This is a genomic window from Streptacidiphilus alkalitolerans (assembly GCF_042511045.1).
Lineage (GTDB): Bacteria > Actinomycetota > Actinomycetes > Streptomycetales > Streptomycetaceae > Streptacidiphilus > Streptacidiphilus alkalitolerans.
Genome location: NZ_JBHEZX010000016.1, coordinates 19,646 through 32,948, shown reverse-complemented (window position 1 = coordinate 32,948; position 13,303 = coordinate 19,646). Strand labels below are relative to the sequence as shown.

Annotated in this window: 7 protein-coding genes; 1 reads left to right on the top strand and 6 read right to left on the bottom strand. The window is 70.1% G+C overall.

Going from position 1 to position 13,303, the window contains the following annotated elements; genetic code table 11:
* Positions 1-84 precede the first annotated feature (84 nt).
* The 5 genes from ACEZDG_RS29090 to ACEZDG_RS29070 form a co-directional block, all read right to left on the bottom strand.
* Entirely contained in the window at positions 85-1,467 is a 1,383-nt protein-coding gene (locus ACEZDG_RS29090; RefSeq protein ID WP_380515015.1) for an ABC transporter substrate-binding protein, read from the bottom strand.
* Between the two features lie 228 nt (positions 1,468-1,695).
* Positions 1,696-6,642 (bottom strand): NAD-glutamate dehydrogenase, encoded by a 4,947-nt coding sequence (locus ACEZDG_RS29085; RefSeq protein WP_380515012.1) that lies wholly within the window; start codon positions 6,640-6,642, stop codon positions 1,696-1,698.
* Positions 6,643-6,888: 246 nt separating this feature from the next.
* A complete protein-coding gene (pruA, locus tag ACEZDG_RS29080; RefSeq protein ID WP_380515009.1) occupies positions 6,889-8,490 on the bottom strand; it encodes an L-glutamate gamma-semialdehyde dehydrogenase in 1,602 nt (533 codons plus the stop codon).
* Positions 8,491-8,503: 13 nt separating this feature from the next.
* Positions 8,504-9,166: an HAD family hydrolase gene (locus tag ACEZDG_RS29075; protein WP_380515007.1), complete on the bottom strand. Its 663-nt coding sequence runs from the start codon at positions 9,164-9,166 to the stop codon at positions 8,504-8,506.
* 29 nt (positions 9,167-9,195) lie between these two features.
* On the bottom strand, positions 9,196-9,711 hold the full coding sequence (locus ACEZDG_RS29070) for a DUF6912 family protein (protein ID WP_380515004.1): 516 nt from the start codon (positions 9,709-9,711) through the stop codon (positions 9,196-9,198).
* Between the two features lie 302 nt (positions 9,712-10,013).
* On the opposite strand from ACEZDG_RS29070, the gene ACEZDG_RS29065 reads away from it, so the two are divergent.
* A complete protein-coding gene (locus tag ACEZDG_RS29065; RefSeq protein ID WP_380515002.1) occupies positions 10,014-10,475 on the top strand; it encodes an Rv3235 family protein in 462 nt (153 codons plus the stop codon).
* Between the two features lie 41 nt (positions 10,476-10,516).
* Here the strand turns inward: ACEZDG_RS29065 and secA are convergent, their stop codons facing one another.
* Entirely contained in the window at positions 10,517-13,294 is a 2,778-nt protein-coding gene (gene secA, locus ACEZDG_RS29060; protein WP_380514999.1) for a preprotein translocase subunit SecA, read from the bottom strand.
* Positions 13,295-13,303 lie beyond the last annotated feature (9 nt).

Genomic DNA, 13,303 nt, shown 5'->3' with positions numbered 1-13,303 from the left:
CGTGTGGAGCTCCTCTTCGACTGGATGGGGCCGGGGTGGGGCGGCCCGTCAGGAACCGCCCCACCCCGCTGATGACTGCGATGACTACTGCGGCCAGGCGGCGTCGATGTTCGCCGCCGTCTTCTGCACCGACTGGTTGCTGGCGAACCAGGCGGTGAACTCGGACCACTCCTTGCCGGAGCCGATCGCCGCCGGCATCAGGTCGGAGGCGTCGAAGCGGAAGGTCGCGGACGGGTCGGTGAGGTACTTCGCCGACAGCTGGTCGACCGGGTCGGTGTAGACCGCCGGATCGACCCCCTGGTTGGCGGAGACCCATCCGGTCGCCACCTTGATCCGGGCGGTGGCCCAGGCGGCGGTGGACAGGTAGTTCTGCACAGCCTGCACCTCGGGCCGGCTGGAGAACGCGGCCACGAACTCGCCGCCGCCCTCGACCGGGTCGGTCACCGACGGGTCGACGGCCGGCAGCTTGAACGCCCAGATGTCGCCGTCGGGGCCGATGTTGGTGCCCTTGGGCCACTGCGCCTCGTAGAAGGAGGCCTGCTGGAGCATGGAGCACTTGCCGGTGAGGATCGGCGCGCCGGCGTCCTGGAAGGTGGTGCTGGCGATGGTGCTGACCCCGCCGAGACCGCCGTTGACCCAGGCCGGGTTGTGCATCCAGCCCTGGAGCACGTTCATCGCCGCGATGATCTTCGGGTCGCTGAACTTGACCTGGTGGCTGATCCACTGGTCGTAGGTGTCGCCGCCGTACTTGCCGAGGACGACCTCCTCCAGCCAGTCGGTGGCCGGCCAGCCGGTGGCGGTGCCCGAGCCGAGGCCACCGCACCAGGGCTTGTTCTTCCCGGCCTTGGCGATGGTGTCGCTCAGCTTCATCAGGTCGACCCAGGTGGTCGGCACGGCGTAGCCGGCCGCCTTGAACGCCTTGGGCGAGTACCAGACCAGCGACTTCAGGTTGGCGCTCATCGGCGCCGCGTAGAAGGTGCCGTCGACGGTGCCGTAGGTCTTCCAGGCCGCGGACCACTTGGCCTCGTTGGCGACCGTCTGCGCCGGGGGCTTGACCACCTTGCCGGTCTTCACCATCTGCTGGAGCAGGCCGGGCTGCGGGATGATCGCCAGGTCGGGGGCGGTGCCGCCGCTGACCCGCACCGGCAGCTGCGACTCGAAGTCGTTGGAGCCGACATAGGAGATGGTGATCCCGGTGCAGGTACTGAACTGCTTCCAGGAGGTCTGGAGCGAGTCGGACTCCGGGCTGAGGATGGACGCGAACATGGTGACCTTGGTGCCCGCGTGCCCGGCGTACGCCTGGTACTGGGCGCAGTCGCCGGAGAGGGCCGCTGCCGAGCCCGACGCCTTGGGCTTCGAACTGGAACTGTTGGAGCAGCCCGCGAGAAGCACCAGCGAGGCTGCCGCACCGACGGCCAGCACCTGCCGGTAGCGCCACCCGCCGTTCCTGCCGACCTGGTTACGCATAAGTTGCAAGCCTCCTTGAGGGAAGTCGACCGCGCTGTCATTTCCCGATGCCCGTTGAACGGCTTTGCAACCAAAACCGCTCATGCGAGCAAGGATTGGACCATAACTTGCGGTGGAGGCCACGCCAAGAGCTCCCACAGGGTTCATCGCCCATCATCATCCGAACGTGACCCGGGCCGCCTCCGAATGCTGCGGAGGCGGCCCGGGCAGTGCTCGTACGTACGATTGTCAGCGCATCGTTCCGGTACGCAGTAGCGTACGGATCACCCGCATCGCGACACTGAGGTTCGCGAGGTCGTACGACTCCGCACCCCTTATGTCGTCGAGCGTCGCCCTGGCCCGGTTGACCAGCGTGGCATTTGTTCCGGCCCAGGCCCCGAAGCGCTGCTCCGGGGTCGCGCCGGTCCCGCCGTGGCCGAGCAGTTCCGCGGTGAGCACCGCGTGCGCGGCGAACAGGTCCTCCCGGATCGCGGCCCTGGCCATGGACTGCCAGCGGTCTCCGCGCGGCAGCTCGATGATCCGGTCCAGCAGGTCGGAGATCTGCAGCCGGTCGGCCAGGTCGTAGTAGAGCTCGGCGACGGTGCGGACGTCCTGCTTGGTGCGGTCGGCCACCTCGACGATGTCCAGGGTCGGGAAGGCCGAGGAGAGCCCGGCCACCCGGACCGCGAGGTCGGCCGGGACCCCGGCCCCGGCCAGCTCCTCGTACACCGTGTCGAACCACTCCCGGTCCGAGCCGCGGAGCAGGTGCGGGAGCAGGCCCCAGACCTCGTTGCAGCGGTCCTTGAACACCTCGATGGTCTCGGCGATGTCCAGCGGCTGGCGCCGGTTGTTGAGCAGCCAGCGGGTGGCCCGCTCGACCAGGCGGCGGCTGTGCAGCCGCATCCGGGTCTGCACCTCGGCCGGGACCCTGTTGTCCAGGCCCTCGATCTCGGCCCAGATGCCCTTGAGGTCGAAGATCGCCCGGGCCGCGGTGTGCGAGCGGATGATCTCCTCGTAGGTGGCCCCGGTCTCCTCCTTCAGCCGGAAGGCGAAGGTGCAGCCGCCGCGGTTGATGGTCTCGTTGACCAGCACCGTGGTGATGATCTCCCGGTGCAGCGCGTGCGCGTCGATCTGCTCGCCGAAGCGCTCCTGCAGCTGCCGCGGGAAGTAGCGGTGCAGCTTGCCCTGGACGTAGCCGTCGTCGGGCAGGTCGGAGGCGAGGATCTCGTCGGCGAGGGTGATCTTGGTGTACGCCAGCAGCACCGACAGCTCGGGCTGGGTCAGCCCGCGCCCGGCCGCGGCCCGCTCGCGGATCTGCGAGCCGTTGGGCAGGAACTCCAGCGCCCGGTTCAGATGCCCGTCGGCGACCAGCCTGCGCATCATCCGGGAGTGGACGTCCAGCATGCTCGGGGCCTGGGCCAGCGCGTTGGCCAGGGCCACGTTCTGCGCGTAGTTGTTCTCCAGGACCTGGGCGCCGACCTCGTCGGTCATCTCGGCGAGCAGCGCGTTGCGCTGCTTGACCGTCAGGTCGCCGTCCAGGACCACCCGGTTGAGCAGGATCTTGATGTTCACCTCGTGGTCCGAGGTGTCCACCCCCGCCGAGTTGTCGATGGCGTCGGTGTTGACCGCGCCGCCGGCGGTGGCGAACTCGATCCGGCCGAGCTGGGTGGCGCCCAGGTTGCCGCCCTCGCCGAGGACCTTGACCCGCAGCTCCCCGCCGTCGACCCGGATCGGGTCGTTGGCCTTGTCGCCGACCTCGGCGTTGTTCTCGGTCGACGCCTTGACGTAGGTGCCGATGCCGCCGTTCCAGAGCAGGTCGACCGGGGCCAGCAGGATCGCCTTCATCAGCTCGGCCGGGGTGAGCCGGGAGACGCCCGCCTCGATGCCCAGCGCCGCGCGCATCGGCGCGGTGATGTTGATCGACTTGGCGCTGCGCGGGAAGACCCCGCCGCCGGCCGACACCAGCTTCTTGTCGTAGTCCTCCCAGGAGCTGCGCGGCAGGTCGAACAGCCGCCTGCGCTCGGCGAAGGAGGAGGCCGCGTCCGGGGTCGGGTCCACGAAGATGTGCCGGTGGTCGAAGGCCGCGACCAGTCGGATGTGCTCGCTGAGCAGCATCCCGTTGCCGAAGACGTCGCCGGACATGTCGCCGATGCCGACCACGGTGAAGTCCTGCGTCTGGGTGTCGTGGCCGAGTTCGCGGAAGTGCCGCTCGACCGACTCCCAGGCGCCCCTGGCGGTGATGCCCATGCCCTTGTGGTCGTAGCCGGCCGAGCCGCCGGAGGCGAAGGCGTCGCCGAGCCAGAAGCCGTAGGACTCGGCCACCTCGTTGGCGATGTCGGAGAAGGTCGCGGTGCCCTTGTCCGCGGCGACGACCAGGTAGGTGTCGTCCCCGTCCAGCCTGACCACGTCCTTGGGCGGGACCACCCCCCGCTCCGGGAGCAGGTTGTCGGTGATGTCCAGCAGGCCCGAGATGAACGTCCTGTAGGACGAGATGCCCTCGGCCAGCCAGGCGGCCCGGTCCACCGTCGGGTCCGGCAGCTGCTTGGCGACGAAGCCGCCCTTGGAGCCGACCGGGACGATCACGGTGTTCTTCACCATCTGCGCCTTGACCAGGCCCAGCACCTCGGTGCGGAAGTCCTCGCGCCGGTCGGACCAGCGCAGGCCGCCGCGGGCGACCTTGCCGAAGCGCAGGTGCACGCCCTCGACCTGGGGCGAGTAGACCCAGATCTCGTAGGCCGGGCGCGGCGCCGGCAGGTCGGGGATGGCCTGCGGGTCGAACTTCATCGAGACGTAGGAGTGCGGTTCGCCGGTCTCCCGGTCGCGCTGGAAGAAGTTGGTCCGCAGGGTGGCCTTGATCAGGGTCAGGAAGGAGCGCAGGATCCGGTCCTCGTCCAGGCTGACCACCTGGTCCAGGGCGCCGTCCAGCTCCTCCATGATGCCGTCGGTGAGCTCCTCGCTGCCGGAGCGGTGGGCCGGCGAGAGCCGGGCCTCGAACAGGTTCACCAGCAGCCGGGTGGTGTGCACGTTGTTGGTGAGCGCGTCCTCCACGTAGTCCTGCGAGAAGGTCGATCCGGCCTGCCGCAGGTACTTGGCGTAGGCGCGCAGCACCACCGCCTGACGCCAGGTCAGCCCGGCGCGCAGGATCAGCGAGTTGAAGCCGTCGTTCTCGGCCTTGCCGGTCCAGGCCGCGCCGAAGGCCTCGTGGAAGCGCTCGCGGGCGTCCTCGTTCACCCCGGTCGCGATGTCGGCCGGCAGCCGCAGCCCGAAGTCGTACACCCAGGCGATGGTGCCGTCGCCGCGGCGCAGCTCGTACGGGTGCTCGTCCAGCACCTCGACGCCGAGCCGCTGCAGCACCGGCAGCACGTCGCTGAGCGAGACCGAGCCGCCCAGCCAGTAGATCTTGAAGCGGCGCTCGCCCTCGGCGGCGTCCACCTGCTGGTAGAGGTTGAGCTGGAAGTCGGTCGGGCCGGTCAGCGACTCCAGCCGGCGCAGGTCGGCCACCGCGGCGGCCGGGGGGAAGTCCGCGCGGTAGCCGTCGGGGAAGGCGTTGGCGTAGCGGCGGGACATCTCGGCCGCGGGCTCCTCGCCGCACTCCCGGGTCAGCACCTCGTGGAAGCCGTCCATCCAGGAGCGGGCCGCCTCGGCCAGCTTGGCCTCCAGCCGCTCCACGTCGGACTCGCTGAGCACCGGCAGTTCGCTCCCGGCCGGGACCCGGACCACGAAGTGCAGCCGGGCCAGCACCGACTCGGTGTTCCAGGCGGTGTAGTCGATGGCGCTGCCGCCGAGCTCACGCATCAGCAGGTCCATCAGCCGCAGCCGGACCCGGGTGGTGTAGCGGTCGCGCGGCAGGTAGACCAGCGCGGAGAAGTAGCGCCCGTACTCGTCCTGGCGCAGGAACAGCCGCAGCTTGCGGCGCTCCTGGAGGTAGAGCACGTTCAGCGCGACCTGGAGCAGTTCCTCGGGGTGGGTCTGGAACAGCTCGTCGCGGGGGTAGGTCTCCAGGATCTGGACCAGGTCCCTGGCGTCGTGGCTCTCCGGGGTGAAGCCGGACTCGGCGACCACCTGCTGCACCTTGCGGCGCACCACCGGGACCCGGGTGACCGACTCGGTGTACGCGGCGGAGGAGAGCAGGCCGAGGAAGCGGCGCTCGCCGACCACATTGCCGTCCGCGTCGAACTTCTTGACCCCGACGTAGTCCAGGTAGGACGGACGGTGCACGGTGGAGCGGCTGTTGGCCTTGGTCAGCACCAGCAGCTTCTTCTCCCTGGCCTTGGCCCGGGCCGGGGCGGCCAGCCGGCCGAAGGAGGCGGAGGCCATGGTGCCGGCCATCGGGTCGCCCTCGGCGTGGGCGTGCGCGCGGGGGTCCGAGCGCAGCACGCCGAGGCCGGTGCCGGTGACCGCGGAGAGCACGTCCTCGCCGTCCTGCGACTGGACCAGGTCGTACTCGCGGTAGCCGAGGAAGGTGAAGTGGTCGTCGGCGAGCCAGCGCAGCAGCTCCTCGGCTTCCACCACCTCCTGGAACGGCAGCGGGCTGGGCGGGGCGGCGGACAGCTCGTCGGCGAGCCGCAGCGCGCCGTCGCGCATCTTGGTCCAGTCCTCGACCACCTCGCGGACGTCGCCGAGGACCCGGCGCAGGTCGGCCTCGATCGCGCGCAGGTCCTCGCGGTCGGTCTCGCGGTCGATCTCGATGTGCATCCAGGACTCGAGCAGCGCGTCCGGCGGCTGCTCCGCCCCGGCCGCCCTGCAGACGTCGGTGTCCAGGATCTCCAGCAGTTTGCCGGTGATGTCGCGGCGGACCAGCAGCTGCGGGTGGATCACCACGTGGATCGCGCGGTCCTGGCGGGTCAGCTCATTGGTGACCGAGTCGACCAGGAACGGCATGTCGTCGGTGACCACCTCGACCACGGTGTGGCCGCAGGTCCAGCCGTTCTCCTCCACCGTGGGCGTGTGCACCCGCACCTCGGCGCTGCCCTGCGGACGTCTCGCCGCCAGCCGGTGGTGCGAGGCCGCCGCGCCGTAGACGTCCACGGCGTCGCGGTCGAGCAGGTCTTCGGGGGCGGTGTGCAGGTAGTAGTGCCTGAGGTAGGACGCCAGGGCCTCTTCGCCCAGCTCCGCCCCCATTCCTGCTCCCTGTTCTCCCTGGACTGTTGCCTTGCTGAGCAGTTCGGCCTTCGCCGCGTCCAGCTGGGTGTGCATGGCTGATTGGCTCCTGTCGCGCGCCGTTGCGTGACTCGGTGGTGTGCGTGGGCCGGGCCTTTCCGCCGAGTCTGTCCGTATCCTCCCGCATGTCCGCTTGGGGATGCGAATGCCCGGCGAGAATCCCGCGCCCGCGCAGGTTTCACGGCGAGCCTAACCGGGGTAAATGACAGTGTCAGGGGCCGGATCGGCACACTGCGTCAGGAACTTTGGTCCGTGCTGTACGGGTTGTCCAAGGAGTGGTGACTACCTCGGGGCGACGAAGGTCTCCTTGATCGAGCGGGGCGAGGTCCAGCGCAGCAGGTTCAGCGGCGAGCCCGCCTTGTCGTTGGTGCCGGAGGCCCGGCCCCCGCCGAAGGGCTGCTGGCCGACCACCGCGCCGGTGGGCTTGTCGTTGATGTAGAAGTTCCCCGCGGCGAAGCGCAGCTTCCGGGTCGCGGTGGCGATGGCGGTCCGGTCCTGCGCGATCACCGCCCCGGTCAGCGCGTACGGGGCGACCGACTCCAACTGGTCCAGGGTCTGCTCCCAGCGGCTGTCCTCGTACACGTGCACGGCCAGGATCGGGCCGAAGTACTCGGTGCGGAAGATCTCGTGGCGCGGATCGGTGACCATGATCACAGTGGGGCTGACGAAGTACCCGATGGCGTCGTCGCAGTGGCCCCCGGCCACGATGTCCAGGCTGTGGTCGTTGCCGGCCCGGTCGATCGCGTCCCGGTTCCTCCGGTAGGCGCGGTCGTCGATCAGCGCGCCCATGAAGTTGGAGAAGTCGCTGACGTCGCCCACCGCCAGGCCGCGCACCTGGTCCAGGAACTCGTCCTTGACCGCCCGCCAGAGGCTGCGCGGGACGTACGCCCGGGAGGCCGCCGAGCACTTCTGGCCCTGGTACTCGAAGGCCCCGCGGACCAGCGCCGTCCGCAGCACCTCCGGGTCGGCGCTGGGGTGGGCGACCACGAAGTCCTTGCCGCCGGTCTCGCCGACCAGCCGCGGATAGCCGCGGTAGCCGCCGATGTTCATCCCCACCGTCTGCCAGAGCCGGCGGAAGGTGGCGGTGGAGCCGGTGAAGTGGATCCCGGCCAGGTCCCGGTGCGGCAGGGCGACCTGGGACAGCGCCTGGCCGTCGCCGGTCACCATGTTGATCACGCCGGGCGGCAGCCCGGCCGCCTCCAGCAGCCGCATGGTGTACCAGGCCGACAGGGTCTGCGCCGGGGCCGGCTTCCAGACCACGGTGTTGCCCATCAGCGCCGGGGCGGTCGGCAGGTTCCCGGCGATGGCCGTGAAGTTGAAGGGGGTGATCGCGCAGACGAAGCCCTCCAGCGGCCGGTGGTCGCTGCGGTTCCACACCCCGCGGCTGCTGACCGGCTGCTGCTCGATGATCTGCCGGGCGAAGCCCACGTTCCAGCGCCAGAAGTCCACCAGCTCGCAGGGCGCGTCGATCTCGGCCTGCTGCACGGTCTTGGACTGGCCCAGCATGGTCGCCGCGGCCAGGGTCTCCCGCCAGGGGCCCGCCAGCAGCTCGGCCGCCTTGAGGAAGATCGCGGCCCGGTCGTCGAAGGACAGTTCGCGCCAGCCCGGAGCGGCCCGCAGCGCGGCGTCGACCGCCAGCTGCACGTCCTCCCGGGTCGCGTTCCCCAACACCCCGAGCTTCGCCGCGTGGTGGTGCGGCTGCGGCACCTCGATCCGCTCGCCGCCGCCCATCCGCTGCACCCCGCCGACGGTCATCTGCAGGGTGGCGTACTCGCCGGCGATCGAGGCGAGCCTCGCCTCGATCCGGCCCCGCTCGGGGCTGCCCGGGGCGTACCCCTGGATCGGCTCGTTCACCGGCAGCGGTACCTGCGTGACAGCGTCCATACGGCTTATGCTGTCACGATTTGACCAGTTCCTGGGCATATGCAATGGCCTGCGACAGGGTGTCGGCGACCGGCACACCCACCCGCTCGAGCGCTGAACGGGCATGCGAACCACCGGTGTACAGCACCGCGTGCGCGCCGACATGCGCCGCGGCCAGCGCGTCGTCCACCACATCGCCGATCAGCACGGTCCTGGCCGGGGCCACCTCAGGCCCCAGCGCGGCGAGATGCCGGACCAGGTGCCCGGCCTTGCCGCTCACCCCGCTGGTGCTGACCCGGCCGTCCACCCGGACGAAGTGCCGTTCCAGGCCGAACCGGCGGACCAGCGGGACCAGGTCCTCGTGCCCGTACATGGACAGCAGCGACTGCGAACTGCCCTGCCCGGTCCAGTCGGAGAGCAGCGGCTCCACCCCGGCGGTGAGGGCGCAGCCGTCGCGGAGCGACTCGTAGTGGCGGTGGAAGGAGGCGTCCATCCGCAGCCACTCCTCCGGATCCGGCGCCCGGCCCAGCAGCTCCCGGTAGAAGTCGACCACCGGGACCCGGTACTGCTCGCGGTACTGCTGCACCGTCAGCGGCCGGAGGTCGAGCTCCGCCAGCGCGGCATTGCTCGCGGCGACGACGGCCTCGATGTCGTCGAAGAGGGTGCCGTTCCAGTCCCAGACGATGTGTACGCGCATGGCAGCACCGTATCCGGGGGCACTGTCAGTCAGTCCAGCAGGCCGGGGATCTCCTGGGAGGCGAACCAGAGCAGCTCGTGGTCCTCGGCGCCGTCCACCACGAAGCGGGCGTCCTCGTCCCCGCCGTCGGCCGCGGCGACCGCCGCCGCGGCGGCGGCGACGTCCTCGCGCACCTCGGTGTCGTCCGCGTCGGCGTGCACGGCGGCGGCCTTCGCCAGCGCCAGCGGCTCGGACAGCACCACCGCGCCCAGGGCGGCCGGGTCGCTGTGCTCGGCGCCGCTGTGCAGCTCCACCGCGTGATCGGGGACGTCCACGGCCACCACCACCCGGCGCCGCGGGGCCGCCGCGTCGTCCGCCAGCAGCCGCAGCGAGGACTGGGCCGCACGGACCAGGGCCGCGTACTCCAGCTCCTCGATGTCGTCGCTCAGGTACCACTCACGCAGGGCCGGGGTGACCGCGTAGGCCCGCAGCGGCGCGGGGCCGAGGGATCCGGTCCCGTGCGCCTGCGCGAGGGCGTTCAGGGTGGTGGGAACGTACACGCGCATCGGGGGCGCTCCGGGTGACGGTGGGGCGGGAGGGATTCTGCGAACAGCATAGGCGGCGCGGGCGCGGCTGCGGAGAGTCACCGATCGAGTGGGTTCTGACTGCGCCGAGTTACCGGCCCGGGGCCGATGGCTTTTGCGTTGTGGCTGGTCAGAGCCGTCTCTTCACTCGGATAGGTGAACTCCGCCGGGCCCGACCCGGGCCGGTCGGGCTGCTTGTCCCCGCCGGTCGGCCGGGATACCAAGGTCCTGTACAGCAGCACCGTGTACCAGTTACGGGGGTAACCGACATGGTTGAAACGTCCATGCAGTCAGTGCAGCCCATGCAGTCCGTGCACCACGCGGGGCCGCGCACCGGGGTACGGGTCGGCCGGGTGCACGGGGTCACCGCCGCCCGACCCCGGGCCTGCGGCTCCGCCCCGACCAGGACCCGCGACAACGCGCTCGCGGGGCACTACGCCCGGCGGCTGGTCGAGGTCCTCAGCGGGCATCGGGTCTGCGACCAGCTCGCGGCGCTGACCACCGACGAGGTCTTCGACGATGTGCGCACCCTGGTCAAACGCCGCCTGCTGCGGGCCCCGGGCGATGCGCTGCCGGTGCTGGGACGGGTCTTCGACGCGTCCCCCGCGCCCGGGGTGCTGGAGGTCACCGCGACCGTCGGCGTCGGCGACCGGGTGGAGCTGCTGGCCTTCCGGCTGGAGCAGCACCGCTCGCCGCGCAGGCCGGAACCGGTATGGCGGTTCACCGCCCTGGAGACCAGGTGGTGAACCGCCATACCGTTGCCGTGACCTGTGCCCGTGCCGCAGTACTACTTCTTGCGGCGGCGGCCCTTCGCGGCCTTGCGGCGCTCGGCCCGGGTGCCGGCCTCGCCGTCGCTGTCGCCGTCCTGGTCGTCCTCGTAGCCGCCGGTGGCGAAGTCGCCCTCGACCACACCGCCGTCACCGTCCACCGAGGGGGCGGTGTAGTGCAGCCGGTCCGGACGCTGCGGCGCCTCCAGGCCCTTGGCGCGGATCTCCGGGCGGGCGTCCTCCGGAGCCTTGTCCAGCGCCACGCCGTCGGCGGAGTCCGCCAGCGGGACCTCCTCCACCTGCTGCTCAACCTGGACCTCCAGGTTGAACAGGTAGCCGACCGACTCCTCCTTGATGCCCTCCATCATGGCGGCGAACATGTCGAAGCCCTCGCGCTGGTACTCGACCAGCGGGTCGCGCTGGGCCAGCGCCCGCATGCCGATGCCCTCCTGGAGGTAGTCCATCTCGTAGAGGTGCTCGCGCCAGCGGCGGTCCAGCACCGAGAGCACCACCCGGCGCTCCAGCTCCCGCATCACCGTCTCGCCGAGCTGGGTCTCCCGCTCGATGTACTTGGCGTGCAGGTCCTCGCGGACCGCCTCGGCGAGCAGCTCGGCGGTGATGCCGGCCCGGTCGCCGTTCTCGTCCTCGAGCTCCTCGACGGTCAGGCTGATCGGGTAGAGCTGGCCCAGCGCCTGCCACAGCTTGGCGAAGTCCCACTCCTCGGCGAAGCCGTCGGCCGTGGCGCTCTTCACGTAGGCGTCGACCGTGTCGTCCATGAAGTGGTCGATCTGCTCGCGCAGGTCCTCGCCCTCCAGGACCCGGCGGCGCTCGCCGTAGATGACCTCGCGCTGACGGCTCAGCACCTCGTCGTACTTGAGCACGTTCTTGCGGATCTCGAAGTTCTGCTGCTCGACCTGGGTCTGCGCCGAGGCGATGGCCCGGGTCACCATCTTGGACTCGATCGGCACGTCCTCGGGGACGTTGGCCATCGACAGCACGCGCTCGACCATGCCGGCCTTGAACAGCCGCATCAGGTCGTCGCCCAGCGACAGGTAGAAGCGGGACTCGCCCGGGTCGCCCTGACGGCCGGAACGGCCGCGCAGCTGGTTGTCGATCCGGCGGGACTCGTGCCGCTCGGTGCCGAGCACATAGAGGCCGCCCAGCTCCTGGACCTCCTCCTGCTCGGCCTTGACGGCGCCCTTGGCCTTGTCCAGCGCGTCGGCCCAGGCGGCCTCGTACTCCTCGGGGGTCTCCACCGGGGAGAGTCCGCGCTGCGCCAGCTCGGCGGCGGCGGTGTGCTCGGGGTTGCCGCCGAGCATGATGTCGGTGCCTCGGCCGGCCATGTTGGTGGCCACGGTGACCGCGCCGCGGCGGCCGGCCTGGGCCACCACCTGCGCCTCGCGCTCGTGGTACTTGGCGTTGAGCACCTCGTGCTGGACGCCGCGCTTGCGCAGCTCCGTCGACAGGTACTCGGACTTCTCGACGCTGGTGGTGCCGACCAGGATCGGCTGGCCCTTCTCGTGCTTCTCGACGATGTCCTCGACCACGGCCGCGAACTTGGCCGGCTCGGACTTGTAGATCAGGTCGGGCTGGTCGATCCGGATCCGGTCCCGGTTCGGCGGGATCGGGACCACGCCCAGCTTGTAGATCTGGTGGAACTCGGCCGCCTCGGTCTGGGCGGTACCGGTCATCCCGGAGAGCTTGTCGTACAGCCGGAAGAAGTTCTGCAGGGTGATGGTGGCCAGGGTCTGGTTCTCGTTCTGGACCTCCACCCCCTCCTTGGCCTCGATCGCCTGGTGCATGCCCTCGTTGTAGCGGCGGCCGGCCAGGATGCGGCCGGTGTGCTCGTCGACGATCAGGACCTCGCCGTTCATGACGACGTAGTCCTTGTCCTTCTTGTAGAGCTCCTTCGCCTTGATGGCGTTGTTCAGGAAGCCCACCAGAGGGGTGTTCACCGACTCGTAGAGGTTGTCGATGCCCAGGTAGTCCTCGACCCGGGTGACGCCGACCTCGAGAACGCCGACGGTGCGCTTCTTCTCGTCGACCTCGTAGTCGCGGTCCACCTTCAGCCGGTTGACCAGCTTGGCGAAGTCGCCGTACCACTTGGTGGCCTGGTCGGCCGGGCCGGAGATGATCAGCGGAGTACGGGCCTCGTCGATCAGGATCGAGTCGACCTCGTCGACCACCGCGAAGTTGTGGCCGCGCTGCACCAGCTCGTCCTGCGACCACGCCATGTTGTCGCGCAGGTAGTCGAAGCCGAACTCGTTGTTGGTGCCGTAGGTGATGTCGCAGGCGTACTGCGCGCGGCGCTCGGCCGGGCTCATGTTCGCCAGGATCACGCCGACCTCGAGGCCGAGGAAGCGGTGCACCCGGCCCATCCACTCCGAGTCGCGCTCGGCCAGGTAGTCGTTGGTCGTGATCAGGTGCACGCCCTTGCCGGACAGCGCGTTCAGATAGGTCGGCAGCGTGCCGACCAGGGTCTTGCCCTCGCCGGTACCCATCTCGGCGACGTAACCCAGGTGCAGCGCGGTGCCGCCCATGATCTGGACGTCGTAGTGGCGCTGGCCGAGGGTGCGCTTGGCCGCCTCGCGCACGGTGGCGAAGGCCTCGGGGAGGAGATCGTCCAGGGACTCGCCGTCGGCGTACCGCTCCCGGTACTCGCCGGTGAGCGCACGCAGCTCTGCGTCCGTCAGATTGACGAAGTCCTCTTCGATGGAATTGACCTGGGCGGCAATACGGTGCAGCTTGCGAAGGATCTTGCCTTCGCCTGCGCGCAGGATCTTGTCGAAGACGGACACGTGAACTGG

Coding starts and splice junctions, on each gene's coding strand:
- ACEZDG_RS29090 (WP_380515015.1), bottom strand. CDS start 1,467: ATGCGTAACCAGGTCGGCAGGAACGGCGGGTGGCGCTACCGGCAGGTG.
- ACEZDG_RS29085 (WP_380515012.1), bottom strand. CDS start 6,642: ATGCACACCCAGCTGGACGCGGCGAAGGCCGAACTGCTCAGCAAGGCA.
- pruA (WP_380515009.1), bottom strand. CDS start 8,490: ATGGACGCTGTCACGCAGGTACCGCTGCCGGTGAACGAGCCGATCCAG.
- ACEZDG_RS29075 (WP_380515007.1), bottom strand. CDS start 9,166: ATGCGCGTACACATCGTCTGGGACTGGAACGGCACCCTCTTCGACGAC.
- ACEZDG_RS29070 (WP_380515004.1), bottom strand. CDS start 9,711: ATGCGCGTGTACGTTCCCACCACCCTGAACGCCCTCGCGCAGGCGCAC.
- ACEZDG_RS29065 (WP_380515002.1), top strand. CDS start 10,014: ATGCAGTCAGTGCAGCCCATGCAGTCCGTGCACCACGCGGGGCCGCGC.